Genomic DNA, 25080 nt, shown 5'->3' with positions numbered 1-25080 from the left:
ATCCGCAGTCTTAGTTCTTGTTATCGAACTTAGCTTTCAACAAGGCGCCCAGGCTGGTGGTGCCCGAAGCTGCGTTGTTGTCGGTAGCTGCCATCTTCTGCATGGCTTCCTGGGTTTCCACGTTGTCTTTCGCTTTGATCGACAGTTGGATACCACGGGCTTTGCGGTCGATGTTCAGTACCATTGCTTCGACGGTGTCGCCGACTTTCAGGTGCGTACCAGCATCTTCAACGCGATCGCGCGAGATTTCGGAAGCGCGCAGGTAGCCTTCAACTTCTTCGGACAGTTGGATCACGGCGCCTTTAGGCTCAACCGATTTAACGGTACCGGTAACCAGCGAGCCTTTGTCGTTCATGGCTGCGAAGTTGTTGAATGGGTCACCTTCCAGTTGCTTGACGCCCAGGGAAACGCGCTCGCGCTCAACGTCGATGGCCAGAACGATGGCTTCCAGTTCGTCACCTTTCTTGAAGCGACGCACGGCTTCTTCGCCGGTTTCGGTCCAGGACAGGTCGGACAGGTGCACCAGACCGTCGATGTTGCCGGCCAGGCCGATGAACACGCCGAAGTCGGTGATCGATTTGATCGCGCCGCGGACTTTGTCACCTTTCTTATGGGTAACACCGAAGTCGTCCCATGGATTGGCTTTGCACTGTTTCATGCCCAGCGAAATACGACGACGCTCTTCGTCGATTTCCAGAACCATCACTTCTACTTCGTCGCCCAGTTGGACAACTTTGTTAGGAGCAACGTTTTTGTTCGTCCAGTCCATTTCGGAAACGTGTACCAGACCTTCGATACCCTGTTCCACTTCAACGAACGCGCCGTAGTCGGTCAGGTTCGTTACTTTACCGAACAGACGGGTGCTTTGTGGGTAACGACGGGACAGACCGGTCCAAGGATCGTCGCCCAGTTGTTTCACGCCCAGCGAAACACGGTTTTTCTCTTGATCGTATTTCAGGACTTTGGCGGTGATTTCCTGGCCAACCGTCAGTACTTCCGACGGGTGACGTACACGGCGCCATGCCAGGTCGGTGATGTGCAGCAAGCCATCGATACCGCCCAGATCCACGAACGCGCCGTAGTCGGTGATATTTTTGACGACGCCGGTCACGACCGTGCCTTCTTTCAGCGTTTCCATCAGTTTCTGACGCTCTTCGCCCATCGAAGCTTCGATGACGGCGCGGCGGGACAGAACCACGTTGTTACGCTTGCGATCCAGCTTGATCACTTTGAATTCGAGGGTTTTGCCTTCGAATGGGGTGGTGTCTTTGACAGGACGGGTATCAACCAGCGAGCCCGGCAGGAATGCGCGGATGCCGTTGGTCAACACGGTCAGACCGCCTTTGACTTTACCATTGACGGTACCGACGACGATTTCGCCCGATTCCATCGCTTTTTCCAGAGCCAGCCACGAAGCCAGACGCTTGGCTTTATCGCGCGACAGGATGGTATCGCCGAAACCGTTTTCCAGCGATTCGATCGCCACGGAAACGAAGTCACCAACTTTGACTTCCAGTTCGCCGTGGTCGTTCTTGAATTCTTCGACAGGGATGAATGCTTCGGATTTGAGGCCAGCGTTCACGATCACGAAATTGTGGTCGAGGCGCACGACTTCAGCGGAAATAACTTCGCCGGAGCGCATATCTTGACGCGACAACGATTCCTCGAAGAGCGCAGCAAAACTTTCCATACCGGTAGATTCGTTAGTTGTAACAGTAGACATAGGGTTCACACAGGTTATCCAGCAGAGATCGCACGATGCGACTTAAACTGGGTTAGGTTTTTGACACACCCGGACAGGCCAGGAGCCGTCAACGGGCACCACATAGCACAACAACACGCTATTTTGCTACAGCTGCATACCATTTCAACACGGTTTCAACGGCAACATCTGCCGTCATTTCCGACGTATCGAGGACATGCGCCCCTTCTGCGGGGACCAGCGGCGCAATCGCACGGTGAGTATCACGTTCGTCCCGCGCCTGCAAATCCATCAGAAGGTCTTCCATCTTAGCAGAAAAACCCTTGTCTATCAATTGCTTGTAGCGCCGTTGCGCGCGCGCCTCGACGCTGGCCGTCAGGAACACCTTCAATTGGGCGTGCGGGAAGATCACCGTGCCCATGTCGCGCCCGTCGGCCACCAGGCCCGGCGTCTTGCGAAAGCCCAGCTGCAAGCTGACCAGCGCCTGGCGTACGGTTGGCAACACGGCAATCTTCGACGCCGTATTGCCCACTTCTTCGGCACGGATCTGCTCGGTGACGTTTTCCTGCGCCAGCAGGATCTCGCCATTAGCAAAGTGGCAAGGCAAGTGCTCGGCCAGCTTGGCCAGCGCGTGCTCGTCGCGCAAGTCCGTGCCGCGGCGCAGCGCGCTCAAGGCCGTCAGGCGGTACAGCGCGCCCGAGTCCAGGTAATGAAAGCCCAGCTTGTCGGCCACGCGGTGCGCCACCGTGCCCTTGCCGGAAGCGGTGGGGCCGTCGATGGCGATGACTGGGATGTGGGAAGTCGGCATAGTATGAGCAATCAATTAAATCAGGGTGTCTTTGGCAATCCCCGCAAACGCGGCGAAATACTCGGGGAAGGTCTTGGCCACGCATTTCGGGTCGTTGATGCGCATCTCGTTGCCGCGGCGCGCGGCGCCGTCGAGCGAGGCGAGCGAAAAGCACATGGCCATGCGGTGGTCGTCATACGTGTCGATGGTGGCGGCGGCAATTTCCGCTGGCGGCGTCACGCGCAGATAGTCCGCGCCCTCTTCCACTTCCGCGCCCAGCTTGCGCAACTCCGTCGCCATGGCCGTCAGGCGGTCCGTTTCCTTCACCCGCCAGCTGGCGATATTGCGCAAAGTGCTGGTGCCGTCCGCATACAGGGCGGCCACGGCGATCGTCATGGCCGCGTCGGGAATATGGTTGAAATCCATGTCGACGGCTTTTAATACGCCGTTCGAACGGGCTTCGATCCAGTTCTCGCCCATGGTGATGGTCGCGCCCATTTGCTGCAAGGCTTCGACGAAGCGCACGTCGCCCTGGATGCTGTCGCGCCCCACGCCTTCAACGCGCACGGGACCGCCGCCGATGGCGCCGGCCGCCAGAAAATATGACGCCGACGAGGCGTCGCCTTCCACGTGGATGGTGCCCGGGCTTTGATAGTGCTGGCCCGGCTGCACGGTGAACGACTGCCAGCCGTCATGCTCGACCGTCACGCCGAAGCGGCGCATCAGGTTCAGGGTAATTTCAATGTACGGCTTGGAAATCAGCTCGCCCGTGACGTCGATGGTGACCGCATGGTCGCGCGCCATCAACGGCGCCACCATGAGGAGGGCCGTCAGGAACTGGCTCGACACATTGCCGCGCACGGCGATGCGCTGCGCGTGAATGTGGCCGCGGCGGATGCGCAGCGGCGGGAAACCCTGCTCGCCCGTGTACTCGATCTGCGTGCCGACGGCGTTCAGCGCGTCGACCAGGTCGCCGATCGGGCGCTCGTGCATGCGCGACACGCCGTGCAGGGTGTAATCGCCGCCGATCACGGCCAGCGCCGCCGTCAGCGGGCGGATCGCCGTGCCGGCGTTGCCCATGAACAGGTCCGCCTCGTGGTGCGGGAACACGCCGCCGCAGCCTTCCACGTGGTGCACCTGGTGGGCGGTGGCCGGGTCGCCCGTCAGCTCATCCTGCGTCCATTTGACGCCCAGCGACGTCAATGCCGTCAGCATGACGAAGGTGTCGTCGGAGGCGAGCAAGTCGATGATCTTCGTCGTACCCTTGGCCAGCGCGGCGAGCAGCAGCACGCGGTTGGAAATGCTTTTCGAGCCGGGCAAACGCACCATGCCTTCGGCGTGCATCACCGGCTGCAAATCGATATGGTGGGGGTAGTGCTTGGTCTGGGTCATGCTGAAATCCTTGAGTATTTATCGTGTGGGCACGGGCGGCATTTCCGCCGTTTCAATCGCCTCGATCCATTGCTGGCGCGCGTGCTGGGCGTTCGCGTACACGCCCTCGATGGCGGCGCCGTCATTCGCGGCCAGGTGGGCGCGCAAGGTCGTCAACTGCGCCAGGTAGGCGTCCAGTTCGTGCAGCAGCGCCGGCTGGTTGGCCAGGCTGATGTCGCGCCACATTTCCGGCGATGAGCCGGCGATGCGCGTAAAGTCGCGAAAGCCGCTGGCCGCGTATTGGAACAGCAGGCCCGCGTGCGGTTTGTTGGCGATGTCGTCGACCAGCGCAAAGGCCAGCAGATGCGGCAGATGGCTGACGGCGGCAAACACCCTGTCATGTTCTTCGGGGCTCAAGGTGTGCACGATGGCGCCGCAGGCGCGCCAGGCGGCCGCCACCCGTTCCACGTCAGCTGCGGCGTTTTCCGCCAGCGGCGTGAGCACCACTTTCTTGCCTTGATACAGATCGATGATGGCCGCGTCGGGGCCATTCGTCTCGCGTCCCGCGATCGGGTGGCCGGGCACGAATTGCGCCACCTTGCCACCGAGCGCCGCGCGCGCGGCCGCCACCACGTCGCTTTTCGTGCTGCCCCCGTCGGTGACGATGGTGCCGGGATGCAGATGCGGCGCGATGGACGCCAGAATGGCGCCCGTCTGCGCCACGGGCGCGGCCAGCAGCACCAGGTCGGCGCCATGCAAGGCATCGGCCATGTCGCCGCCGATTTCGTCGATGATGCCCAGCTCCAAGGCGCGCGCCATCGAGGCCGGCGAGCGGCCCATGCCGACCACCGTGGCGACCACGCCCGCGTGTTTCAGGGCGCGCGCGAACGAGCCTCCGATCAGGCCTACGCCGAAGATGACGATTTTTTTCAGTGCAGGCGTCGTCATAGCGTCAGGCCAGCGCTTTCGTCAGCGCGGCGATGAAGATGGCGTTTTCCTGCGGCAGGCCGATGGAAATGCGCAGCCATTGCGGCAAGCCGTAGCTGCCCACGGGACGCACGATCACGCCCTGCTGCAGCAGCGCCAGGTTCACGCGCGCGCCTGCTTCATCATCGTCGCCCACTTTGACCAGCACGAAATTGCCGTGCGACGGCACGAATTCCAGGCCAAGTTGCGCAAACGCTTCCGTGAACTGCTGGTAGCCGGCCGCGTTGTTGCGCGCGCTTTGTTCGAGGAAGGCCTTGTCGTTCAGCGCGGCAATCGCGGCCGCTTGCGCCAGCGAGTTGACGTTGAACGGCTGGCGGATGCGGTTCATCAGGTCCGTCAGCGCCGGCTGGGCGATGGCAAAACCGATGCGCAAACCGGCCAGGCCGTAGGCCTTCGACAGCGTGCGCGAGACCACCAGGTTCGGATACTGGCGCACCCACGCCGTCGACTCGTACTGGTCTTCGGCCGATAGGAATTCGTTGTAGGCTTCATCCAGCACGACGACGACGTGCGCCGGCACTTTCTTGAGGAAGGCTTCGAGCTGCGCGGCCGTCAGGAAGGTGCCGGTCGGGTTGTTCGGGTTGGCGATGAAGACCAGGCGCGTGTCGTCGGCAATCGCCGCCGCCATCGCGTCCAGGTCATGGCCGTAGGCTTGCGCGGGCACGACGATGTGGCGCGCGCCCAGGCCTTGCGTGGCCAGCGCGTACACGGCAAACGAATACTGCGAGTAGACCACGGACTGGCCATGCTCGACAAACGCGTGCGCGGCGATTTCCAGGATGTCGTTGCTGCCGTTGCCCAGGGTGATCCAGTCGGCCGGCACGTCGTAGCGCTTGGACAGCACGGCTTTCAAGTCGAAGCCGTTGGCGTCCGGATAGCGGCCCAGGTCGTCGATGGCGGCGATCATCGCCTGCTTGGCCGATGCCGGCATGCCGTACGGGTTTTCATTCGACGCCAGCTTGACGATGGCTGCCTCGTCGAGGCCGAATTCACGTGCGACTTCGGCGATCGGCTTGCCGCTCTGGTAAGGGGCGATGGCGCGGACGTATTCTGGACCGATATTTTTAGACATGGTGTTCTTTAAAAGTTGGTGAATGATTAGGCTGGTGGCTGTTGTTGGGTTACGCTGCGCTAACCCAACCTACAGCTTACCGTATGTCGGGTAGGTCGGATTAGCGGAGCGTAATCCGACACCACCACCGGCGTCACAGACTGACCGGATACGACCCCAGCACCTTGAAAAACGCCGCATTGCTCTGCAGCTCGCCCAGCGCCTGGGCGACGGCCGTGTCGTGCACGTGGCCTTCCACATCGACATAGAAATAATACTCCCAGCTGCCCATGCGCGCCGGGCGCGACTCGAAGCGCGTCATCGACACGCCGTGTTTCGCCAGCGGCGCCAGCAGCTGGTACACGGCGCCCGCCTTGTTCGGCACGGCCAGCACCAGCGAGGTCTGGTCCTTGCCCGACGGCGCCGTTTGCAAGGTGCCCACGACGGCAAAGCGCGTGCGGTTGTGCGGGTCGTCCTGGATATGGCCTTTGACCACGCCCAGCTTGTACTGCGCGCCGGCCAGTTCGCTGGCAATCGCGGCCACCGTGCCATCTTCGCCGGCCAGGCGCGCCGCTTCGGCGTTCGAGGCCACGGCGTGGCGCGCAATGTTCGGATAGTTCTGGTTCAACCACACCTGGCACTGCGCCAGCGCCTGCGAATGAGCGCAGATGGCCGTGACGCCATCCATGTTGCCGCTCTTCGTCATCAGGCTGTGGTGCACGGCAATGGCGACTTCACCGCTGATGATGAGGCTAGTCTGCAGCATCATGTCGAGGGTGCGGTTGACGGCGCCTTCCGAAGAATTTTCGATCGGCACGACGCCAAAGTCCGCCGTTCCCGCCTCGGCGGAGCGGAACACCTCATCGATGGATGCGCACGGCAAGCCTTCGACGGCGCTGCCGAACTGCTGATACACGGCCTGCTCGCTGAAGGTGCCGGCCGGGCCAAGGTAGGCCACGGTGACGCGCTTTTCCAGCGAACGGCAGGACGACATGATTTCGCGGAAGATGGTCTGCACTTCGCGGTCGCCCATGGGGCCGGGATTGCGCTCGGCCACGCCGCGCAGCACCTGCGCCTCGCGCTCGGGGCGGAACACGGGCGCCTGCGTCTCGGCCTTCACGTGGCCCACTTGCTGGGCGATTTGCGCGCGGCGGTTCAGCAACTCGAGGATTTGCGCGTCGATCGCATCGATCTGTTCGCGCAGCGGTTTCAATTTATCGGTCATGGTGGTTTGTTTCGTCAGCTGTACTTCAATCATGGCCGCGCGGCCTGCGCCGGCGGCGGGCCGGCGCGCTTATTCATGAGAATGCCGGACAAAATGATCAGGGCTAGGCGCGTTGCCGCTGACAGTACGAATGTACGACAAGGCAATGCAACAACGCCCTGGACTTTTTGGCAGGCATTCTAGCGTCCGGCAAACTCGTTCAAATAGTTGACCAGGGCTTGCACGCCCTCGATCGGCATCGCGTTATAGATCGATGCACGCATGCCGCCGACGGACTTGTGGCCCTTCAGTTGCAGCAGGCCGCGCTGCTTGGCGCCGGCCAGGAATGCGTCGTTCAGACTTTCGTCGCGCAGATAGAACGGGATGGTCATGCGCGAGCGGTATGCGGGCTCGACCCGGTTCTGATAGAAGTCGTCCGCATCGAGCGCCGCGTACAGCAGCGCCGCTTTCTCAATATTACGCTGTTCCATGGCTGCAACGCCACCCTGGCGTTTGAGCCACTGGAAAACCAGGCCGGCGATATAGATGCCGTAGGTGGGCGGCGTGTTGTACATCGACTCATGTTCGGCCACGATGGTCCAGTCGAAGGCCGACGGGCAGATCGGCGAGGCCTTGCCCAGCAAGTCTTCGCGCACGATGACCAGGGTCAGGCCGGCCGGGCCGATATTTTTCTGCGCGCCGCCGAAGATGACGCCATATTGCGACACGTCGATCACGCGCGACAGAATGTGCGAGGACATGTCGGCCACGATGGTGGTCCCTGCCGGCACGCCTGGCGCCTGCTGGAATTCCACGCCGTCGATGGTTTCATTCGTGCAGATGTGCAGGTAGGCGGCGCCTGGCGTCAGCTTCCACTCGCTGACGGGCGGCACGCCCGTGAAACTGGCAGCCTTGGACGACGCGGCGACGTTGACGTTGACGTATTTTGCCGCTTCCTGGATCGACTTGCCCGACCACGAGCCCGTATGCACGAAATCGACGGTGGCCGGCTGCTGCGCGGCCAGGCCCGCCAGGTTCATCGGGATGATGGCGTTCTCGCCCAGGCCACCGCCCTGCAGGAACAGGATCTTGTAGTTGTCGGGCACGGCCAGCAGTTCGCGCAGGTCGGCCACCGCCTGCTGGTAGATGGAAATGAATTCGGGACCACGGTGGCTCATTTCCATCACCGACATGCCACTGCCATGCCAGTCCTGCATCTCGGCAGCCGCTTGCGCCAGCACTTCCTTGGGCAGGACGGCGGGGCCGGCGGAAAAATTGTAGATATGGGTCACGATACGGTCCTTGGCAAAATGGGAATCTTATTGGGGCGACTGCGTGGCCGCCCGCATGACCTGGTCAAGCACGGCATTCACGCGCGGGATCAGCACGCGCTGGCTGATGGCCATCGATTCGGCCGACAGTTGCGGCATGGTGGCCAGCATCTTGCGGCCCAGCGGCGTCTGGTAAAAGGCCGTCAGCTGCTCGACTTCCGGCACCGTGTAAAAGCGCGCGTACAGGGGCACCATTTCGTCGGCTAGTTCGTCGATCAGGGTCGGGTCGGCCAGCACCTGCGTCAGGGTGGCGATGGCCAGGGGGATTTCTTCCTCGGCGCTGGCCAGCGCGCGCGCCTTGCGCTGCTCGTCCAGCTTAGCGTTGCTGCTGATTTGCTGCTGCGCCGACTGGCGGATCATGGCGGGCACCGATTGCAGCATCTGATCGAAGATACTGCGCGTCAGTTGCGGGAACTGCATCGCGTCGAGCATGCGCCGCACGGCCACTTTCATGGCGGGGCTGGGCGCCGCCTGGCGCGCCGGCGTGGCTTGTGTGCTCTGGGCCAGGGCCGGCAGGGTCGCAAGGAAGGCCAGCGAAAACGCGGCGAAGAAGGTGGCGACGATTTTTCTCATGGCATGCGGGATATTGAGTGACTTGTAAATAGACATTGCCGGCGATGCATGTCGGCTTACGCCCGACGGGCTAAGCCGACCTACGCAATTCTGTTGGCGGCATAAGCACGCGCCAATAGCAATTGGGGCTCCCGAAAGAGCCCCAATCATCTTACTCCGGCTGGGCCGGATCGACAGGATCGGCTGGTTCAGCCGCTGCCGGCGCAGCCGCGGCCTCCAGGCCCGCCTCCGTCGTCAGCTCGACTTCGTCGATATCCGTTTCCACGACGCGCTGCAGGCCGGACAGCTTGGTGCCGTCTTCCACGGCGATCAGGGTCACGCCCTGCGTCGCGCGGCCCATCTCGCGGATTTCCGACACGCGGGTGCGAATCAGCACGCCGCCGGTGGTGATCAGCATGATTTCATCGCTGGCATCGACCAGGGTCGCGGCAACCACTTTACCGTTGCGCTCGCTGGTCTGGATGGCGATCATGCCTTTCGTGCCACGGCCATGGCGCGTGTACTCAAGAATCGGCGTACGCTTGCCGTAGCCGTTTTCCGTGGCCGTCAGCACCGACTGCTGCTCGTTTTCGGCCACCAGCAGCGCGATCACGTGCTGGCCTTCTTCCAGGTTCATGCCGCGCACGCCGCGCGCCGTGCGGCCCATCGGACGCACGTCGTTTTCGTCGAAGCGCACTGCCTTGCCCGAATCGGAGAACAGCATCACGTCGTGCTGGCCATCGGTCAGCGCCGCGCCGATCAGGAAGTCGCCGTCGTCCAGGTCGACCGCGATGATGCCGGCCTTGCGTGGATTGCTGAAGTCCTTCAGCGGCGTCTTTTTCACGGTACCGAGGCTGGTCGACATGAAGACGTAATGGTCTTCCGGGAACGTGCGGTTCTCGCCCGACAGCGGCAGGATCACGGTGATCTTTTCGTTGTCCTGCAGCGGGAACATGTTGACGATCGGCTTGCCGCGCGAATTGCGCGAGCCTTGCGGCACTTCCCACACCTTCAGCCAGTACATGCGGCCACGATCCGAGAAGCACAGGATGTAGTCGTGCGTGTTGGCGATGAACAGCTGGTCGATCCAGTCTTCCTCTTTCGTCGCCATGGCCTGCTTGCCGCGGCCACCGCGTTTTTGCGCGCGGTATTCGGTGATCGGCTGGGCCTTCATGTAACCGGTGTGCGACAGGGTCACGACCATGTCTTGCGGCGTAATGAGATCTTCCGTTTCCAGGTCGGTCGCATTCAACTCGATCTGCGAGCGGCGCACGTCCTTGTTGCCAGCGCCGTATTCGTTCTTCGCCGCCGTCATTTCATCGGTGATGATGACGGTGACTCTTTCCGGCTTGGCCAGGATGTCGAGCAAGTCGGCGATATGTTCCATCACGTCCTTGTACTCGTTGACGATCTTGTCCTGTTCCAGGCCGGTCAGGCGTTGCAAACGCATCTGCAAAATTTCCTGCGCCTGGTCGTCCGACAGCTTGTACAGGCCATCGGTCTGCATGCCGTAGTGCTTCGGCAGGTTTTCCGGACGGTAGGCATCGATGCCGCCTGGCGTCGTGCCGTCGCCCGTGCGGGCCAGCATTTCGCGCACGACGGACGAATCCCAGGCCTTGGCCATCAGCTCGACCTTGGCGATCGGCGGCGTCGGCGCGGCCTTGATGATGGCGATGAAGTCATCGATATTGGCCAGCGCGACCGCCAGGCCTTCGAGTACGTGGCCCCGTTCGCGCGCCTTGCGCAGTTCGAACACGGTACGGCGCGTGACCACTTCGCGGCGGTGCGACAGGAAGCATTGCAGCATCTGCTTGAGGTTCAGCAGCTTCGGCTGGCCATCGACCAGGGCCACCATGTTCATGCCGAAGGTGTCTTGCAACTGGGTCTGCTTGTACAGGTTGTTGAGCACCACTTCCGGCACTTCGCCCCGTTTCAGCTCGATGACCACGCGCATGCCCGACTTGTCGGATTCGTCGCGGATGTCGGAAATGCCGTCGAGCTTCTTGTCGCGCACGTTTTCAGCGATGCGTTCCAGCAAGGATTTCTTGTTGACCTGGAAGGGCAGCTCGTCGACGATGATGGCGATGCGGCCGCCATCCTTGCCGTATTCTTCAAAGTGGGTCTTGGCGCGCATGACGACGCGGCCGCGGCCCGTGCGGTAGCCGTCGCGTACGCCGGACACGCCATAGATGATGCCGGCCGTCGGGAAGTCCGGCGCCGGGATCAGCTCGATCAATTCATCGATCGTGCAATCGGGGTTGCGCAGCACGTGCAGCGCGCCGTCGATGACTTCGGTGATGTTGTGTGGCGGAATGTTCGTCGCCATGCCGACGGCGATACCGGACGAGCCGTTGATCAGCAGGTTCGGAATACGCGTCGGCAAGACCGTCGGTTCCTTTTCCTTGCCATCGTAGTTGGGCTGGAAGTCGACGGTATCCTTGTCGATATCGGCCAGCAGTTCGCCGGCGATCTTGTCCAGGCGACACTCGGTGTAACGCATCGCCGCGGCGCCGTCGCCGTCGACGGAACCGAAGTTGCCCTGGCCATCGACGAGCATGTAGCGCAGCGAAAAATCTTGCGCCATGCGCACCAGTGTGTCGTAGATCGAGGCATCGCCGTGGGGATGGTACTTACCCATGGTTTCGCCGACCACGCGGGCGCACTTGACGTAAGGGCGGTTCCACACGTTATTCATTTCATGCATCGCGAACAAGACGCGGCGGTGCACTGGCTTCAAGCCATCACGCGCATCGGGCAAGGCGCGACCGACGATCACGCTCATGGCGTAATCGAGGTAGCTCTTGCGCATCTCTTCTTCGAGGGAAATAGGAATTGTTTCTTTTGCGAATTGATCCATTGGCGGTTCGACTGATCTCAGGCTGTGGTTAACTTATCTGTTACGCAATGTATGACGCAATACTGCATATCCTGGGTGGCTGTCGTCGTGGACGCTGCGCCGTGCACTGCTGGCGCGGCCCGGCTTCCATGTCGCAGAGTGCCGGACAAACTGTACCGGGCGGTGACGCAGTCACGGGCCGTACCGCAGGTACGTCCCGGCCATGCAGTGCCGCCGCGGGCATTTGCTCGACACTCTTAACAGTCAAGCGCACGATTTTAGCATGCGCGCCCAGCTACCTGTACAAATTGGCCATACCAACAAGATTGGCAGTTTGCACCGGGGGCGTGCATGTTGACCTGTCGATAATGCACAATGACAATATCAGTTCAAGACGCCTGCCCTTCAAAGTGGCAAAAAAAGCGATCAAATGTTACAGATGCGTTACAAATGGGCATTTTCGTTGCGCAAAAACAACGCACGGTCTAAAATCGGGCAAGCTTTGATTTAACCACGGTCGTGTGCCCCTGATGCGTGTGGCAAAATGACTGAGAAGTTAATTGCTAGTTTCGCAATCTGAAACGAGCGCATATGGTCTACATGATAAAATCTTGGCACGTAGCACCAGTAGCGCAGTGTTGTTCTGCGGATATCACCCCCCGAAAGGAAAAAAGAATGAATAAATTTGTAACGCTGTTTTTCGCTGCATCCGCAGTGATTGCTGGCTCGGCTTCGGCCCAAACCCCAACCTCCCCACCATTCGCGCCAGTTACCACTGACATCAAAGCACCAAGCCCAAAAAGCGCTTACGTGCAAGATGCCCGCGGCGTGATCGTGCGCGATCCATTCGGTCTGTGCTGGCGCACCGGCTACTGGACACCTGCTGACGCGGTGCCAGGTTGCGACGTGCCACTGTGCGTAGCACCAGAAACCCTGCAAGACGGCAAATGCGTGGCTCCAGCAGCACCAGTTGCACCAGCACCGGCACCAGTCGTTGTCGTACCAGTACCAGTCGTCGTTGCTCCTACCTCGGAAAAAGTCAGCTTCGCTGCTGATGCATTCTTCGATTTCGACAAAGCTACGCTGAAGCCAGAAGGCAAAGCCAAGCTGGACGAGCTGTCCGCACAACTGGGCGGCATCAACCTGGAAGTCATCATCGCTGTGGGTCACACTGACTCCGTCGGCACCGATGCTTACAACCAAAAACTGTCGGTACGTCGTGCTGATGCTGTCAAAGCCTACCTGGTCACCAAAGGCGTTGAAAGCAACCGCGTGTACACCGAAGGCAAAGGCGAGAAACAACCTGTTGCTGATAACAAAACTGCCGAAGGCCGTGCGAAAAACCGTCGCGTGGAAATCGAAGTTGTTGGTACCCGCAACAAGTAATAGCTGAGCCCCCCCGGACTTGCCGCAAGTCATCGCGCAAGTCAAGGACAGCACGAAAAACCCCGCCACGGCGGGGTTTTTTTTCGTCCGTGGCTGCCCGATTGTAAAATTGCCGCTATTATTCGACCTATGAACGCCGACCCTCTCGAAATCCAAAAATTCAGTGAGCTGGCCCACCGCTGGTGGGACCCCACTTCCGAGTTTCGTCCCTTGCACGAAATTAACCCCCTGCGCCTGGAATGGATCAACGCGAAAGTGCCGCTGGCCGGCAAGCGCGTGATCGACATCGGCTGCGGCGGCGGCATCCTGGCCGAATCGATGGCCCGCAAGGGCGCCGACGTGACGGGCATCGACCTGTCCGACAAAGCCCTGAAAGTGGCCGACCTGCACAGCCTGGAATCGGGCGCCAAGGTACGCTACAAGCTGATCGCCGCCGAAGCCATGGCCGAGGAAGAGCCGGGCCAGTACGACGTCGTGACCTGCATGGAAATGCTCGAGCACGTGCCGGACCCCGCCGCCATCGTCAAGGCTTGCGCCGCGCTGGTGAAACCGGGCGGCCACGTGTTCCTGTCGACGCTGAACCGCAACCCGAAAGCGTACCTGTTCGCCATCCTGGGCGCCGAATACCTGCTGCGTCTGTTGCCGAAAGGCACGCACGACTATGACAAATTCATCACCCCGGCCGAACTGTCGCAGTACCTGCGCAGCGCCGGCCTGGACGTCAACAGCATGCGCGGCATGGGCTACAATCCGCTGACCAAGATTTACTCACTTAATAGCGATACCAGCGTCAATTATCTGGTGGCCTGCACCCGGCCGCTGTAACCATCACGCACAATACAAGGCGGCTGCGGCCGCCATTTTTCATTCTTACTTGACACACTTTGCCCGCCATGATCACAGACCATCTGCCAGCCCCGCGCGCCATCCTGTTCGACCTCGACGGCACCCTGGCCGACACCGCGCCCGACCTGGCGGCGGCCATCAATTTGCTGCGCGCACGCGCCGGCCTGGCACCGACCCCGTATGACATCCTGCGCCCCACCGCCTCGGCCGGCGCGCGCGGCATGATAGGCGCGTCGTATGGCGTCCTGCCTGGCGAAAGCGGCTACGAAGCCCTGAAAGACGGCTTCCTGAACAATTACGAAGCGGCCCTGGCCGTGGAAAGCCGTTTGTTCGACGGCATCCCCGCCCTGCTCGACGGCTTGCAAACGCTGGGCCTGGCCTGGGGCGTGGTCACCAACAAGGCGGCCCGCTTCACCGACCCGCTGGTCGGCCAGATCGGCCTGGGCGCGGCCGGCTGCGTGATCTCGGGCGACACCATGTCGCACCCGAAACCGCATCCCGCCCCCCTGCTGGAAGCGGCGCGCCGCCTGGACCTGGCGCCGCAAGACTGCTGGTACGTGGGCGACGACCTGCGCGACATCCAGGCCGGCCGCGCCGCTGGCATGCGCACGGTCGCCTGCGCCTGGGGCTACTGCGGCCCCGTCGAGCCGCAGCACTGGAACGCCGACCATTTGCTGGAGACGCCGCAAGCGTTGCTGGAACTGGTGACTGGCGTGGTAAAGGCGGCGCAGGAGCGGCAACTGGCGGCTTGAGGCACATCCCTTTTCGCAGCAGAAAGCTGGGGTCTGACCCGACGGGTCAGACGCCTTACGTCAATGGCGCGAATGCAGCATGCAAGAGTGGGCAGATTGCGCTACAATGAAGGTTCTGTGGGGACGACCTGGTTTCGACGTGGGTTGCAAAGCAGCGCAGGGCATACCGAGGGCGGGCTACCTCGTAAATACAACCTGAAAAAACTTAACTGCAAACGATAACTCGTACGCACTGGCAGCTTAATTGCTGTTAGCTCTAGAACACCTCGTCCCTGGGGTGGGCCGTCAAAAGCTCTAGAGTCATTTACAGGGACTCGTCGTATGCTGGGTTACTTAGCGTCCGACTAAATAATAGGTAACTCGCTTGCCCATAACGTGCACATCCGTGCTGGCTGAGTTAAATTAAATGATAGTGCTAAGTATGTAGAACTGTCTGTGGAGTGCTTGCGGACGCGGGTTCGATTCCCGCCGTCTCCACCATCGAATAAATAAAAAGGGCTTCCCCGTTTTGGCGGGGAGGCCCTTTTTATTTATTCCATGCATGCAGAACGCTGGCGTCGCATCCGCGTCCGGTACGGACGCGGGGGTTTTGCGGGGCCTTCGGCGAGCGCAGCTCGGCGCCGCAAAACCGGGTTGCGCTTGCAAGCGCAACCCTCTCCGATTCGTCTGACTAGCTTTTGCGCCGCAGGCGATTTTTCCTAACGACAATATCCGCGGCTCAGGCCGTGTACGAATGCCGGACCTGACCCTCGCTCATGCAATATCAGAGGCCAATGATATAGTGGCGGCCATGTACTCAATGAAAGAAACTGCCATGAAAAACGACGCAACCGCTCGCCCGCAAGCCACCCAGGCACCTGTCAGACTCAGCAAAGGGGACTTCGTCACCGCACTGCGCAAGCTGCTGCAAGAAGAAGGAAAGGCCGGCAAGACCAGCGTGGACGTACGCGCTGCAACCTTGCACACCGACGTTGGTGTTTATCCCGCGCGCGGCCACTCGATGCCGACCTGTTGCACAGTAATGTATGAAGAGATGCTGCCGGGTGACGAGATACTGCTGACGCCATCCGGCGGCAAAGGGCCTACGCTGCTGGTACGGTATAAGTTCCCGCGCTGAAAATCGCGCTCTTAAGCGGCTGGTGGCGATTCAGAGCGCTAATCTGCTCCGTCCGCTTCCGTCCCCGAAAGCAAGCAAGCAGAAGGGCCACCTGAGCAAACGCGATCTCGACGCATTGGCAAAGAAATCCCAACCATGAAAATTGCGCGCCTGCTTTCCTCCGGTTTCCTCGTGCTGGCTGTGGCCCTCGTCGTCTATGGTCTTTTCGGCTTCTCCCGTTTTGCGTGGTACACCGGCGTCTACTATGACGAGCGCATGATCCTGTTCGACCACGGCGCCTATCCTTTTGCGTGGGGTATCGCGTTGCTGCTGACGGGACAAATCGCCCGCTTGCACCATCGTCGTCCAGCCATGCTGCTCGCCGCTGGCGCCGCCCTGCTGCTGCTTCTCTGGAAGCGTGCAACGGTACCTGCCGCCATCGCCAATCAGCGACTTTTTCCGGATCCTGCTTTACTGGAGGGACTGATTGTTACCGCTGCCGTGGTGATCGTCCTGGCGCTGATAGACCGCCCCGTCGAGCAGGCCATCCGCAAGGCGCTTGCTCGCACCCGGTGACTCTTGAAGGCCCACCGCCGCCCCCACTACTCGCCACACACCGCCCCACCAACCGCTCCTCCGATACTCAACCCCGTCGACAAATCAAAGCCAAAATCGCAGTGGTGGCCATCCTTTGGCCGATATCGGCACAGCAGCATGTCACGATGGCGAATGCGTATTTGCGGATCAGGACAGCCATTGGGCAAATCCGGCCCCATGGCGTCGAACATGTCTCTGGCAGCGGCTCCCGTCAAACGAAACGCGACTTTGGTATCGCCCGCAACCGGGGCGACGGCTTCGTCAAGATATCCGCCATAGATCGCGTACGAAGCTGAAAAATTCCTCTCTGCAAACTCCCATACGGCCCGAGCCTGGTGCGCCAACAGCAGACACAGTAGCATGACGCCTGGCAGGCTGGCGCGCCTCAGCATATGGAGCCGCCGATGCTGCGCCCCGTCAGCAGATCAAAGCCGAAGTCGCAATGATGGCCATCACGGGGATGGTAGGAGCAGCTCACTTCGGCCCGCTGGCGCAATCGATATTCGCCATCCACGCCGCACGCATTGCGCAAGTCGGGCCCCATCGCATCAAATAGCTGTTTCGCCGCCTTGCCGTCGATCCAGAACGCGATGCGTTTGTCTTTCCTGGTCGGCGGCTGCGGATCGCTCAGGCTTCCACCATAAATCGCATAGCGGCCTTTGAATGACTGGTAAGAAAATAACCATTTTGGAGCGGATTGGGCCATGGCCGTAGCCAAAACAAGAAGAAGAAAAACAACGAGAAGGCGTTTCATATCATCTGCCTTGCTACTTGATCGTGACATGGAAATGGTCGTCGTGCCGTATGAGGGGTCTTACCCGGGGAATAGTGGGATCATTAAAAAAAATAACGTGGACAAAGCTGAATTCAAAAAATATGCGGATTAACTGGGCCGTGGCATCGCGGTCGTACTGAGAGTCAAACCTTGTTACAGGACTATCCATTTTGTCTTTGCGAAGCAATCGGACGTCGACGTCTTTTCCGCTTCGATGACTTTTATGTTCACTGTAGGGAACACCATCAGCCAGGCTGATATTTCCGAAACCAATTTTCCGGCTATCGATGCCTTGCCATTGATGCTCAACCAAAAACAGGAGCGAAAGCAGTTTGGGATGCGCATATTGGCCGGCGCCATTCGGCGGCGTCCCGTGGGTGTAATATCCCGCGCCTTCAGGTCGTTGCGGAAGATTGAAATAGCCGCGTCCATCCTTTGGCTGCAATTCCAGCATGCGTACTCCTGAATGTAAAATCCCGGACTCAGCTCAAACCAATGGCACGATGCCCCCTTGGCAGGACTCCTTGCACGTTCGCAAAGAAATCTGCGCTCGACAATTCTTACCGCTATGCATTTTCTGAGCATTGCGAAGGATCAAAGGTCCGTACGTTGGTGGACTTGTTGCCAGTTGAAGCGATGGCGTTGCGCCATTTCGAAGTTAAAAAACCTCACCCCTTAAATATTCCATCGCCCGCCGATACTTCTCCACCCGCTCCAGATCCTTCTGCGTCGGCCTATCTATCCTCGACAAATCGCTATTCTCGGCCAGATCCGCCAGCTTGACGGCCTTGCCGACCGGGTCCAAGGCCGCGCGGGCGATGAACGCTTCGTAGGACTCGCCGTCGATCTTGGTCACGGCGCGCACGCCGTCGATGACTTCCCGGGAAAATCCTTCGCGCACCAGGTCGTCGAAGGTGATTTTTCCATCGCTGTCTTCCACCACGTCATGCAGCACGGCAACGATCTGCTGAGCACCGGGGGCGACGCGCAACATGACGCGCAAGGGGTGCAGTATGTACGGCGCACCGCCCTTGTCCGTCTGGCCGGCATGGATGGCGGCGGCAATTTCAATCGCGCGCTCCAGGGTGCCGCGTCTTGCGTGTTCACTCATGTTCACTCCTTGTTCACTGCACCTTGATTGGTGACGCCGTTGCGCGCCAGCCGCGGCGCTGCAAATGGCAAACACTGCTGCACAGCAAGGCTGGCACCAGTAAATTGAGGACCGGTACGAGCATCAGCAAACACAACAGCAATCCCAGGACAAAAATCGCCGGACGCTGTTCGCGGCGCAACGCCGCTTGCTGTTCCGCGCCAAGCACCTTGTCGGCTGCCGCGCCGTAGACCATCTGGACATTCCAGGCCAGCAAGTACGAAATCAGTACGCACATGGCCCACACGGGAATCAGCAGGGAAAGCAGCAGCAACAGGCGCCGCCGCCAGACAGGGCGCGCGGAGGATGCATCCAGGCTGGCCGGCGGCTGCCCCGCGGCATAGCGGCGCGCCGCCACAGCCTTGGCGCGCTCCAGCAACAGCCAGCGCAACGGCAAGCGCGCCGTGCCGATGGCGCCGACGATAAAGACCATCACATAGAAAAAGCCAGCCAGCGCCAGCAGCGCCAGGGCGATCTGGCCGATCGACAGCAGGGCTTTGGCGGCGCTGCCCAGGCCGCCTGCGATATTGCCCATCTGCGACAGCGTGGCCGGCCCGTTGGCGAGTGTCCCGACGCCATCCATCACGCCCAGGCCCAGCAAGCCGGCGACGGATACCAGCGCCAGCATGGCGCTCAGCTCGACAAAGAAACGGCCGAAACAGCTATACAGTCCCAGCCACAGCGCCACGACCGCCATGCACCACAGCGCGGAGCGCCACCACAGTCCCGCATGCCGCGCATCGCGCAGTCCCAGGCCGACGCACGTGAAGGCTTCCCGCCAGGCTTGCAGCCAGGTTTGCAATGTTTGTGTCACGCTCAAGCGTACTCCGCAATGAAGGGGCGGATACATCGATCCGTAGGTTGCCGATTCTACATGGACAAGGCTGGCGCACGCGCCGCCGAGAGCAATGGACAAATCCGGCTCCAGCTCGCCATTGTTTGCGATACCGCAATTCCCGGTGGAAAAAAATACGAAACAATGCCAGTTACCCCCACCGTTGCGCCTGGCGGAGTCGACCATGCTTGAAGTTCAGCCCAGAGACAAGCGCGGGTTTTTCATCCTGCCCCAGGCTCCGGAAGATGCCGGGTATTACGTCTATGGCACTCCCGGCAGGGGGGCGGGCCAATATGCGCACCCAAACATGATGATGACACTGCTGTATGTCGAGCGTGAATGGCAAGCGTCGGATACGCGGAAATTTGGCATCGGCAACATTAGCCTGGCTAACGGAACCGCGTATGGGGAACACTCAACGCACAAATCCGGACTGGAGGTGGACATTCGTCCATTGCGCAAAGATGGCCTGCCCATTCCAGTATATTGGTACAACAAAGAATACGATCAAACCGCGACGGCAAAGCTCATCGCACTTTTTCGCGCCCATGCCAGTGTGCGCAGGGTGCTGTTTAACGATACCGGCATTCCTCTCGTGACGCCATTCAAGAATCACGACCATCACTTTCACCTGGAACTGAGTACCTGACATGAAGAAACTGTGGGCTATGGCGTTCGGCGCCCTCACCGTGTTTTCACTGGCTTATGCTGCTGGCAACAGCGACTGGGGCGAATACCAACCGTTCAAGGGTTCTTATCTGATCTATTCGAATACCTTGGGCGAGCAACAGCCGCCCACACCGCATGAACGCAAGATTTCTTTCATGGTCACGGGGACCGTGGCCAAGGACATGTTTGACTCCATGGCTCCGGACTCGAAAGAGCGCTGCAGTTTGGAGAAAGGTTATCGGCAACGCGACAAGGAAAATGTTTCCTGTGTCCGGGATCATGACGGCTATAGCTGCCACTTCGGCTTTAACTTGCGCAGTGGCAAAAGCATTGCTGGATCGATTTGCTAGGTTGCCTGGGGTGAGCAGGCCTTAGCCCAGCCCAGCCTGCAACAATCGCTACCTACTCCTCAATCCCTGCAAGCAAGCTCCGCAGACGGGCATTCTCGGCCCTGGCCTCCGCAAGCAACATATCCCAATCATCGGGCGGATGCCCACCCTCCAGCATCTTGCGGAACACGCGGTAAGCGTCTTCGCTGCTCTCATAGGCACGCTTGCTGTCGTCGTCATTAACCCATGCAAACACGAGTACCTTGGCAGCTGCGTGATAGCGGAAGAACAGTCTGTATTGCTGGAAAAACTTGGCCCGGAACCAGTGTTTATGCGCATCGCCGAGTGTACCGCCTTGCCGATACTCGGGGCGTGCGGGATCTTGTGGAATGACATCGAACGCCAACCTGGTGATAGCGGCCAGCCGCTTGCTGGCATTCTTCTTCACGTAGCCGACCGGATCCTTCTGCTTGAGCGACTCGACCTGCAGAACCAGCGCCTCAATCTGCGCAAGGAATAGAGGATGGACAAATACTGTCCATCCATGAATGACCAGCGGCGCAGTCTTGTCCGTGCTCATTCATCGTCCGCAGGCAAGGCAACATCGAGCTCGACTTCGACATCACCTACCAGCGCTCGCAGGCGCTGGACGAGGGCAGCATCCACAGCCATCAGACGTTCAGGATGACTGGCGAGGTCGCGTGCCAGGAAGCCCAGGAACTGCCCCAGCACCGGGTCATTGCCTGCAGAAGCGTCGGCGCGCGTCATGACCACTTCGCCATTCGGGCGAACGGCGTAGTGGATCTTGTCCCGCTTGCCCAACCGCAAGGCGCGACGCACGGTTTCCGGCACAGTGGTCTGGTAGCGGTCGGTCAGCGTGGATTCGATGTCGTGGTTAGCGGACATGATGCTCTCCGGTTACAAGGATACTCACATGGTAATGCGAGTGCATTACCAAGTCAATGCCCTTACCTGCACTTGAATTGCTGGGTCACACGTCGATGACACCCGGAGCAGACCCCAATCCGCCATCCCTCACCTCAACAGCGTACACTGGCGCTTCTTCCATCACCGCATTGGCCCACAGTGAAACTATCGCGCTTTATTACCGGCCATCTGGAGCCGATCCTGCAAGAGTGGGAACTCTTCGCCAGGTCGCTTTCCATTCCTGGCGCCGCCATCTCGAAAGCCGAATTGCGCGATCATGCGAAGCAGATGCTGGAAACCATCGTGCGCGACATGGATGTCATCGAGAACGCGGCGCAGCGGAAAAAGAAATCGACCACGGGCGTGTCGGAAATCACGGGCAAGGAAACGGCAGCGGCCACGCATGGTTCGCTGCGCCAGCAGATCGGCTTCACGCTGCCGCAACTGACGGCAGAATTTCGCGCGATGCGGGCCAGCGTTCTGCGTTTGTGGATGGCACAGGTGTCGGTGACGACGAAAACGGCGACGGACGACATCTTGCGCTTCAATGAAGCGATCGACCAGGCGCTGCAGGAATCGGCGATACGCTACTCGCAGCAGAGCGACCGCACCCGCAATACTTTTCTCGCCATCCTCAGCCACGATCTGCGCAGTCCGCTGAGCACGATGACGATGGCCGGTGCGCTGCTGAGCCGGCCAAGCGCGACCTCCGCTTCCACGGTGCAGATCGGGGCACGGGTTGCCCGCAGCGCGGCCACCATGACCACCATGGTCAACGATCTGCTGGAATTTGCCAGGACGCAACTGGGGGGACGCATGCCCATTTCTCCCAGCCTGGGCGACCTGGGGGAAATCTGCAAGACAGCCGTCGAGGATGCCTCGGCCGCTCACCCGCAGTGCAAGTTTGAACTGAGCACCACGGGCGAGATGATCGGCGACTTCGATGCGGCCCGCCTGGCCCAGCTGTTTTCCAATTTGCTCAACAATGCCGCGCAATACCGGACCGACGACCAGCCGGTGAGCATCTCGGCCTGCGGCGACGCCGATACGGCCGTGGTGCAAGTGAAGAATTTCGGCCGCCAGATCCCGGAGGCTGCGCTGAAGAGCATTTTCGATCCGCTGGTACAGCTGGCCATTTCCGACGACCACAAGGCGCCCAACGCCACCAGTATCGGCCTGGGCCTGTTTATCGCGCGTGAAATCGCCAGCGCGCATGGCGGCACCATCGGCGCCGAGTCCAGCCTGGAAAGCGGCACGATATTTACCGTGCGCCTGCCCAGAGTATCGCTGAACGACGGAGCGAACGGCTAGCCGCACGCGCTCACCTGCCGGGGCGGGGTGGGTTCGCCCTACCTGCGGCTGAGCGGAACATACTCGCCCGGCAAGTTCGACACCTCCAGAGCATCAGCAAAGGCCAGCAGGAACTTCGCCGGGCCATGCTCGGACACGAGCAGGGAGGCACCCTTGTGGCGCAGCAATTTCAATACTTCCTGCTGGTGCGCCTGGTATTCGCTGGAGTGACCATAAAACGTTTGATACATCTCAAGCGTTTCCATGGCCTTGGCGGCCAGGATGAATTCGGGTTTGTCCATGATGTCTCCTCGTTGTCATTGCTGCCAAAACCACGAAAAAAAACCTGCAAGATGTGGGGTCCATGCCGGTCGCACTGCCTTGCGGCAACCACATCCGTATTTCCATCATACGCCTCAAGCCGGCCATTGCGCCGTCCAGTCGCGCATCTTTTTCCATCCCGCCCGTCCGACGCCATCCCTGCGGTGCGCACGCTAGCGCCAGCTGCCGGCACATGGCATCATGCGCGTTGCCCATTTACTCTGACGACACATGGATCAATATCACTTCCTGGTAGGCGAATTCAAGAAAGATAGCCCCTTCATCGCCGCCGCAGCCAGCGCCCAGCTGTTTGCCTGGTTCGCACACATCGGCGAACCCGTCGAGCGCTATGGCAACAAGCGCGGCAAGGTCGTCAAGTTCTCACAGCGAAATTACGAGAAGATGCTGTTTGCGCCAGAGACCGACAGCATCGAGCTGTTTTCACCGCGCATCGTGCCGCCCGACGAAGCCGACGAGGCCACCAACTGCGACGCGCTTGTCGTGTATTCATCGGGCTCGTTGTTCGTGCTGGCCATACGCGCCAGCAAGCTTGCGCTGGCGCCGTTGTTCGACGCTGCGCGGGCCATAGCCGGTCTGTTCGAGCATTGCGAGTATATGTACTGCTACGCTGAAACGCAGGGCTATGGCACCGGCTACGCGCTCGGCTACCGGCAGCTCGACGAGGCCCATCCGATGACCTTTGGCATTCCTTGCCCCGCAAATAACTGGGCCGCCATCAAGCGGCGCGGGCTGCAAGATGCGCACCTGCGCGATGTCTATCCCATCAATGGTTTTACGCAAGCCCGACTGGATGCGCTGCCGCCCGAGCGCCGGCAAGCGCTGCGCGCTGCGATGCAAGCCCACGGCCGCTGTGAAGACCATGCCGGCTGGCTCTTCTGGTACCTGCAGCCCGAAGAACTGGACGCGGCCCGCGCCGCACTGAACGCACACGCCATGCTGGGCGCCTACATCAACAACTGAACCTCATGACCACACATTTATCGCTGCACTGCTACCTGCAAGACGAGGCCACAGAACGTCCGCTGCCCTGCTCCGACGTGACCATCCAGGCCGGCCCGGCCACCCTGCGCGCCATCGCCCATTTTCTGCTGGCCAGCGCGGACACCTTTGAGCAGGCGCAAGAGAGCCCCGGCATGCACGCGCATCTGCAAGACGAATGGGCCGGCTGGCAAGACGACTTCCCCGACATCGTCGTGGTGGCCGCCTAGCCAGGCGCCCCGGCCGGCGCGCGTCGGGTACCATACGCCACCTTTGCCATACAGAGATCACTGATGCTCCATACCCGATACGCCCTGCCGGCGCTGCGCACCGCCGTGCTGGCCGCCGCGCTGGCCAGCCTGTCCGCCTGCGCCAGCCAGCCCGCGCACGAAACGCTGTTCCTCGCCACCACCTTCACGCCCGCGCATTCCTTTACCAAGGGCATCGAAGGGCCGGCCGTGGATGCGGATGGCAATATCTATGCCGTCAACTTTGCGCGCCAGCAAACCATCGGCAAGGTCAGCCCCGGCGGCACTGGCGAGGTGTACCTGACCTTGCCCGGCACCAGCATCGCCAACGGCATCCGCTTCGGCAGCCGCGGACAGATGTATCTGGCCGACTACATGGAGCACACGATTTACCTGGTCGACCCGGCCACGCGCGCGCTGACCATCCACGCGCGCGAACCGCGCATGACGCAGCCGAACGACATCGCCATCACGGCCGACGACGTGCTGTATGCGAGCGACCCGAACTGGAAGGAAAACACGGGCCGCGTGTGGCGCATCGCGCAAGACGGCACGGTGACCCTGGCGCTCGACACCATGGGCACGGCCAACGGCATCGAGGTCAGCCCGGACGGCAAGATCTTGTATGTCAATGAAAGCGTGCAGCGCAATATCTGGATGTACGACATCGCCGCCGATGGCAGCCTGAGCGGCAAGCGATTGCTGATCAAGTTCGACGATTTCGGCATGGACGGCATGCGCGTGGACGTCGATGGCAACCTGTACGTGACGCGCTACGGCAAGGGCAGCGTCGTCAAACTCTCGCCGCAGGGCCGCATCCTGCGCGAGATCAGCGTGCCCGGCGCCAAGCCCAGCAACATCACCTTCGGCGGCCCCGATGGCCGCACGGCCTACGTGACGGAAGTGGTGCAGGGGCGGCTGCTGCAATTTCGCGTCGATAGGCCGGGGCTGGAATGGCAGCGGGCGCAGGAGCGGCGCAAGCCCGAATAGCAGCATGTCGGCTTACGCGCTTGCGCGCTAAGCCGACCTACGCACTACC

The 25080-nt window shown here is 60.7% G+C and carries 28 protein-coding genes and 1 other RNA gene; 12 read left to right on the top strand and 17 right to left on the bottom strand.

Features of this window, described 5'->3' with window-relative positions; genetic code table 11:
* Nucleotides 1-10: 10 nt before the first annotated feature.
* From rpsA to gyrA, 9 genes are all read right to left on the bottom strand, one after another.
* A complete protein-coding gene (rpsA, locus tag CLU91_RS22985) occupies nt 11-1723 on the bottom strand; it encodes a 30S ribosomal protein S1 (protein ID WP_071650172.1) in 1713 nt (570 codons plus the stop codon).
* A 118-nt stretch (nt 1724-1841) separates the two neighbouring features.
* Nucleotides 1842-2510, bottom strand: a complete 669-nt coding sequence (cmk, locus tag CLU91_RS22980) for a (d)CMP kinase (protein WP_100875964.1) — start codon at nt 2508-2510, stop codon at nt 1842-1844.
* A 15-nt stretch (nt 2511-2525) separates the two neighbouring features.
* Nucleotides 2526-3881 carry a 3-phosphoshikimate 1-carboxyvinyltransferase gene (aroA, locus tag CLU91_RS22975; protein ID WP_100875963.1) on the bottom strand — a complete coding sequence of 452 codons (1356 nt, stop codon included), beginning with the start codon at nt 3879-3881 and terminating at the stop codon, nt 2526-2528.
* A gap of 18 nt (nt 3882-3899) precedes the next feature.
* Nucleotides 3900-4808: a prephenate dehydrogenase gene (locus CLU91_RS22970; protein ID WP_198521389.1), complete on the bottom strand. Its 909-nt coding sequence runs from the start codon at nt 4806-4808 to the stop codon at nt 3900-3902.
* A 4-nt stretch (nt 4809-4812) separates the two neighbouring features.
* The gene (hisC, locus tag CLU91_RS22965; protein WP_100875962.1) at nt 4813-5919 is read right to left on the bottom strand and encodes a histidinol-phosphate transaminase; all 1107 of its coding nucleotides are present in this window, start codon (nt 5917-5919) and stop codon (nt 4813-4815) included.
* Nucleotides 5920-6052: 133 nt separating this feature from the next.
* The gene (pheA, locus tag CLU91_RS22960) at nt 6053-7123 is read right to left on the bottom strand and encodes a prephenate dehydratase (protein WP_100876883.1); all 1071 of its coding nucleotides are present in this window, start codon (nt 7121-7123) and stop codon (nt 6053-6055) included.
* A 179-nt stretch (nt 7124-7302) separates the two neighbouring features.
* Nucleotides 7303-8394 (bottom strand): 3-phosphoserine/phosphohydroxythreonine transaminase, encoded by a 1092-nt coding sequence (serC, locus tag CLU91_RS22955; protein ID WP_100875961.1) that lies wholly within the window; start codon nt 8392-8394, stop codon nt 7303-7305.
* Between the two features lie 27 nt (nt 8395-8421).
* Entirely contained in the window at nt 8422-9006 is a 585-nt protein-coding gene (locus CLU91_RS22950) for a DUF2059 domain-containing protein (RefSeq protein WP_157814782.1), read from the bottom strand.
* Nucleotides 9007-9157: 151 nt separating this feature from the next.
* Complete coding sequence (gene gyrA, locus CLU91_RS22945; RefSeq protein WP_100875959.1) at nt 9158-11842, bottom strand: DNA gyrase subunit A; 2685 nt, start codon at nt 11840-11842, stop codon at nt 9158-9160.
* A 654-nt stretch (nt 11843-12496) separates the two neighbouring features.
* Between gyrA and ompA the strand changes: the two genes are divergently transcribed.
* The 6 genes from ompA (at nt 12497) to CLU91_RS22915 (ending at nt 16477) form a co-directional block, all read left to right on the top strand.
* Nucleotides 12497-13207 carry an outer membrane protein OmpA gene (gene ompA / locus CLU91_RS22940; RefSeq protein WP_100875958.1) on the top strand — a complete coding sequence of 237 codons (711 nt, stop codon included), beginning with the start codon at nt 12497-12499 and terminating at the stop codon, nt 13205-13207.
* A 129-nt stretch (nt 13208-13336) separates the two neighbouring features.
* On the top strand, nt 13337-14032 hold the full coding sequence (gene ubiG, locus CLU91_RS22935) for a bifunctional 2-polyprenyl-6-hydroxyphenol methylase/3-demethylubiquinol 3-O-methyltransferase UbiG (RefSeq protein ID WP_034751812.1): 696 nt from the start codon (nt 13337-13339) through the stop codon (nt 14030-14032).
* A 68-nt stretch (nt 14033-14100) separates the two neighbouring features.
* A complete protein-coding gene (locus tag CLU91_RS22930; protein ID WP_100876882.1) occupies nt 14101-14805 on the top strand; it encodes an HAD family hydrolase in 705 nt (234 codons plus the stop codon).
* Nucleotides 14806-14924: 119 nt separating this feature from the next.
* Nucleotides 14925-15285, top strand: a transfer-messenger RNA (tmRNA) gene (ssrA, locus tag CLU91_RS22925).
* 334 nt (nt 15286-15619) lie between these two features.
* Nucleotides 15620-15922, top strand: a complete 303-nt coding sequence (locus tag CLU91_RS22920) for an HNH endonuclease (RefSeq protein ID WP_100876881.1) — start codon at nt 15620-15622, stop codon at nt 15920-15922.
* Between the two features lie 135 nt (nt 15923-16057).
* Nucleotides 16058-16477 carry a hypothetical protein gene (locus CLU91_RS22915; protein WP_100875957.1) on the top strand — a complete coding sequence of 140 codons (420 nt, stop codon included), beginning with the start codon at nt 16058-16060 and terminating at the stop codon, nt 16475-16477.
* A 26-nt stretch (nt 16478-16503) separates the two neighbouring features.
* On the opposite strand, the gene CLU91_RS22910 is transcribed toward CLU91_RS22915, so the two are convergent.
* The 5 genes from CLU91_RS22910 to CLU91_RS22890 all read right to left on the bottom strand — a co-directional run bounded on the left by CLU91_RS22910 (nt 16504) and on the right by CLU91_RS22890 (nt 19237).
* On the bottom strand, nt 16504-16860 hold the full coding sequence (locus tag CLU91_RS22910; RefSeq protein WP_157814781.1) for a hypothetical protein: 357 nt from the start codon (nt 16858-16860) through the stop codon (nt 16504-16506).
* Nucleotides 16861-16883: 23 nt separating this feature from the next.
* A complete protein-coding gene (locus CLU91_RS22905; protein ID WP_157814780.1) occupies nt 16884-17252 on the bottom strand; it encodes a hypothetical protein in 369 nt (122 codons plus the stop codon).
* Between the two features lie 13 nt (nt 17253-17265).
* Nucleotides 17266-17727, bottom strand: coding sequence for a penicillin-insensitive murein endopeptidase (locus CLU91_RS28005; protein WP_157814779.1), 462 nt, complete (start codon nt 17725-17727; stop codon nt 17266-17268).
* Between the two features lie 204 nt (nt 17728-17931).
* Nucleotides 17932-18384, bottom strand: coding sequence for an HD domain-containing protein (locus tag CLU91_RS22895; RefSeq protein ID WP_100875953.1), 453 nt, complete (start codon nt 18382-18384; stop codon nt 17932-17934).
* A 13-nt stretch (nt 18385-18397) separates the two neighbouring features.
* Nucleotides 18398-19237, bottom strand: a complete 840-nt coding sequence (locus CLU91_RS22890; protein ID WP_157814778.1) for a hypothetical protein — start codon at nt 19235-19237, stop codon at nt 18398-18400.
* A 94-nt stretch (nt 19238-19331) separates the two neighbouring features.
* On the opposite strand from CLU91_RS22890, the gene CLU91_RS22885 reads away from it, so the two are divergent.
* Together CLU91_RS22885 and CLU91_RS22880 are read left to right on the top strand one after the other, a co-directional pair.
* Nucleotides 19332-19907, top strand: a complete 576-nt coding sequence (locus CLU91_RS22885; RefSeq protein WP_157814777.1) for a penicillin-insensitive murein endopeptidase — start codon at nt 19332-19334, stop codon at nt 19905-19907.
* A gap of 1 nt (nt 19908) precedes the next feature.
* Nucleotides 19909-20277, top strand: coding sequence for a hypothetical protein (locus CLU91_RS22880; RefSeq protein WP_232730847.1), 369 nt, complete (start codon nt 19909-19911; stop codon nt 20275-20277).
* A 52-nt stretch (nt 20278-20329) separates the two neighbouring features.
* Here the strand turns inward: CLU91_RS22880 and CLU91_RS22875 are convergent, their stop codons facing one another.
* On the bottom strand, nt 20330-20836 hold the full coding sequence (locus CLU91_RS22875) for a type II toxin-antitoxin system YhaV family toxin (RefSeq protein WP_100875950.1): 507 nt from the start codon (nt 20834-20836) through the stop codon (nt 20330-20332).
* Complete coding sequence (locus CLU91_RS22870; RefSeq protein ID WP_100875949.1) at nt 20833-21162, bottom strand: type II toxin-antitoxin system PrlF family antitoxin; 330 nt, start codon at nt 21160-21162, stop codon at nt 20833-20835. The genes CLU91_RS22875 and CLU91_RS22870 overlap by 4 nt, the downstream gene beginning before the upstream one ends.
* 180 nt (nt 21163-21342) lie before the next feature.
* Here CLU91_RS22870 and CLU91_RS22865 point away from each other — a divergent pair, with 180 nt between their 5' ends.
* Nucleotides 21343-22494 (top strand): sensor histidine kinase, encoded by a 1152-nt coding sequence (locus CLU91_RS22865; protein ID WP_100875948.1) that lies wholly within the window; start codon nt 21343-21345, stop codon nt 22492-22494.
* A 38-nt stretch (nt 22495-22532) separates the two neighbouring features.
* Here the strand turns inward: CLU91_RS22865 and CLU91_RS22860 are convergent, their stop codons facing one another.
* Entirely contained in the window at nt 22533-22775 is a 243-nt protein-coding gene (locus tag CLU91_RS22860) for a hypothetical protein (protein WP_100875947.1), read from the bottom strand.
* A gap of 250 nt (nt 22776-23025) precedes the next feature.
* Here CLU91_RS22860 and CLU91_RS22855 point away from each other — a divergent pair, with 250 nt between their 5' ends.
* The 3 genes from CLU91_RS22855 (at nt 23026) to CLU91_RS22845 (ending at nt 25031) form a co-directional block, all read left to right on the top strand.
* The gene (locus tag CLU91_RS22855; RefSeq protein ID WP_100875946.1) at nt 23026-23775 is read left to right on the top strand and encodes a hypothetical protein; all 750 of its coding nucleotides are present in this window, start codon (nt 23026-23028) and stop codon (nt 23773-23775) included.
* A gap of 5 nt (nt 23776-23780) precedes the next feature.
* Nucleotides 23781-24023 (top strand): Imm32 family immunity protein, encoded by a 243-nt coding sequence (locus tag CLU91_RS22850; RefSeq protein ID WP_100875945.1) that lies wholly within the window; start codon nt 23781-23783, stop codon nt 24021-24023.
* 63 nt (nt 24024-24086) lie between these two features.
* Nucleotides 24087-25031: an SMP-30/gluconolactonase/LRE family protein gene (locus CLU91_RS22845; RefSeq protein WP_198521387.1), complete on the top strand. Its 945-nt coding sequence runs from the start codon at nt 24087-24089 to the stop codon at nt 25029-25031.
* Nucleotides 25032-25080 lie beyond the last annotated feature (49 nt).

Origin of the sequence: Janthinobacterium sp. 64 (genome assembly GCF_002813325.1) — a bacterium.
In the GTDB taxonomy this organism is placed as follows: domain Bacteria; phylum Pseudomonadota; class Gammaproteobacteria; order Burkholderiales; family Burkholderiaceae_D; genus Janthinobacterium.
This window is presented reverse-complemented; position numbering and strand designations above follow the sequence as displayed.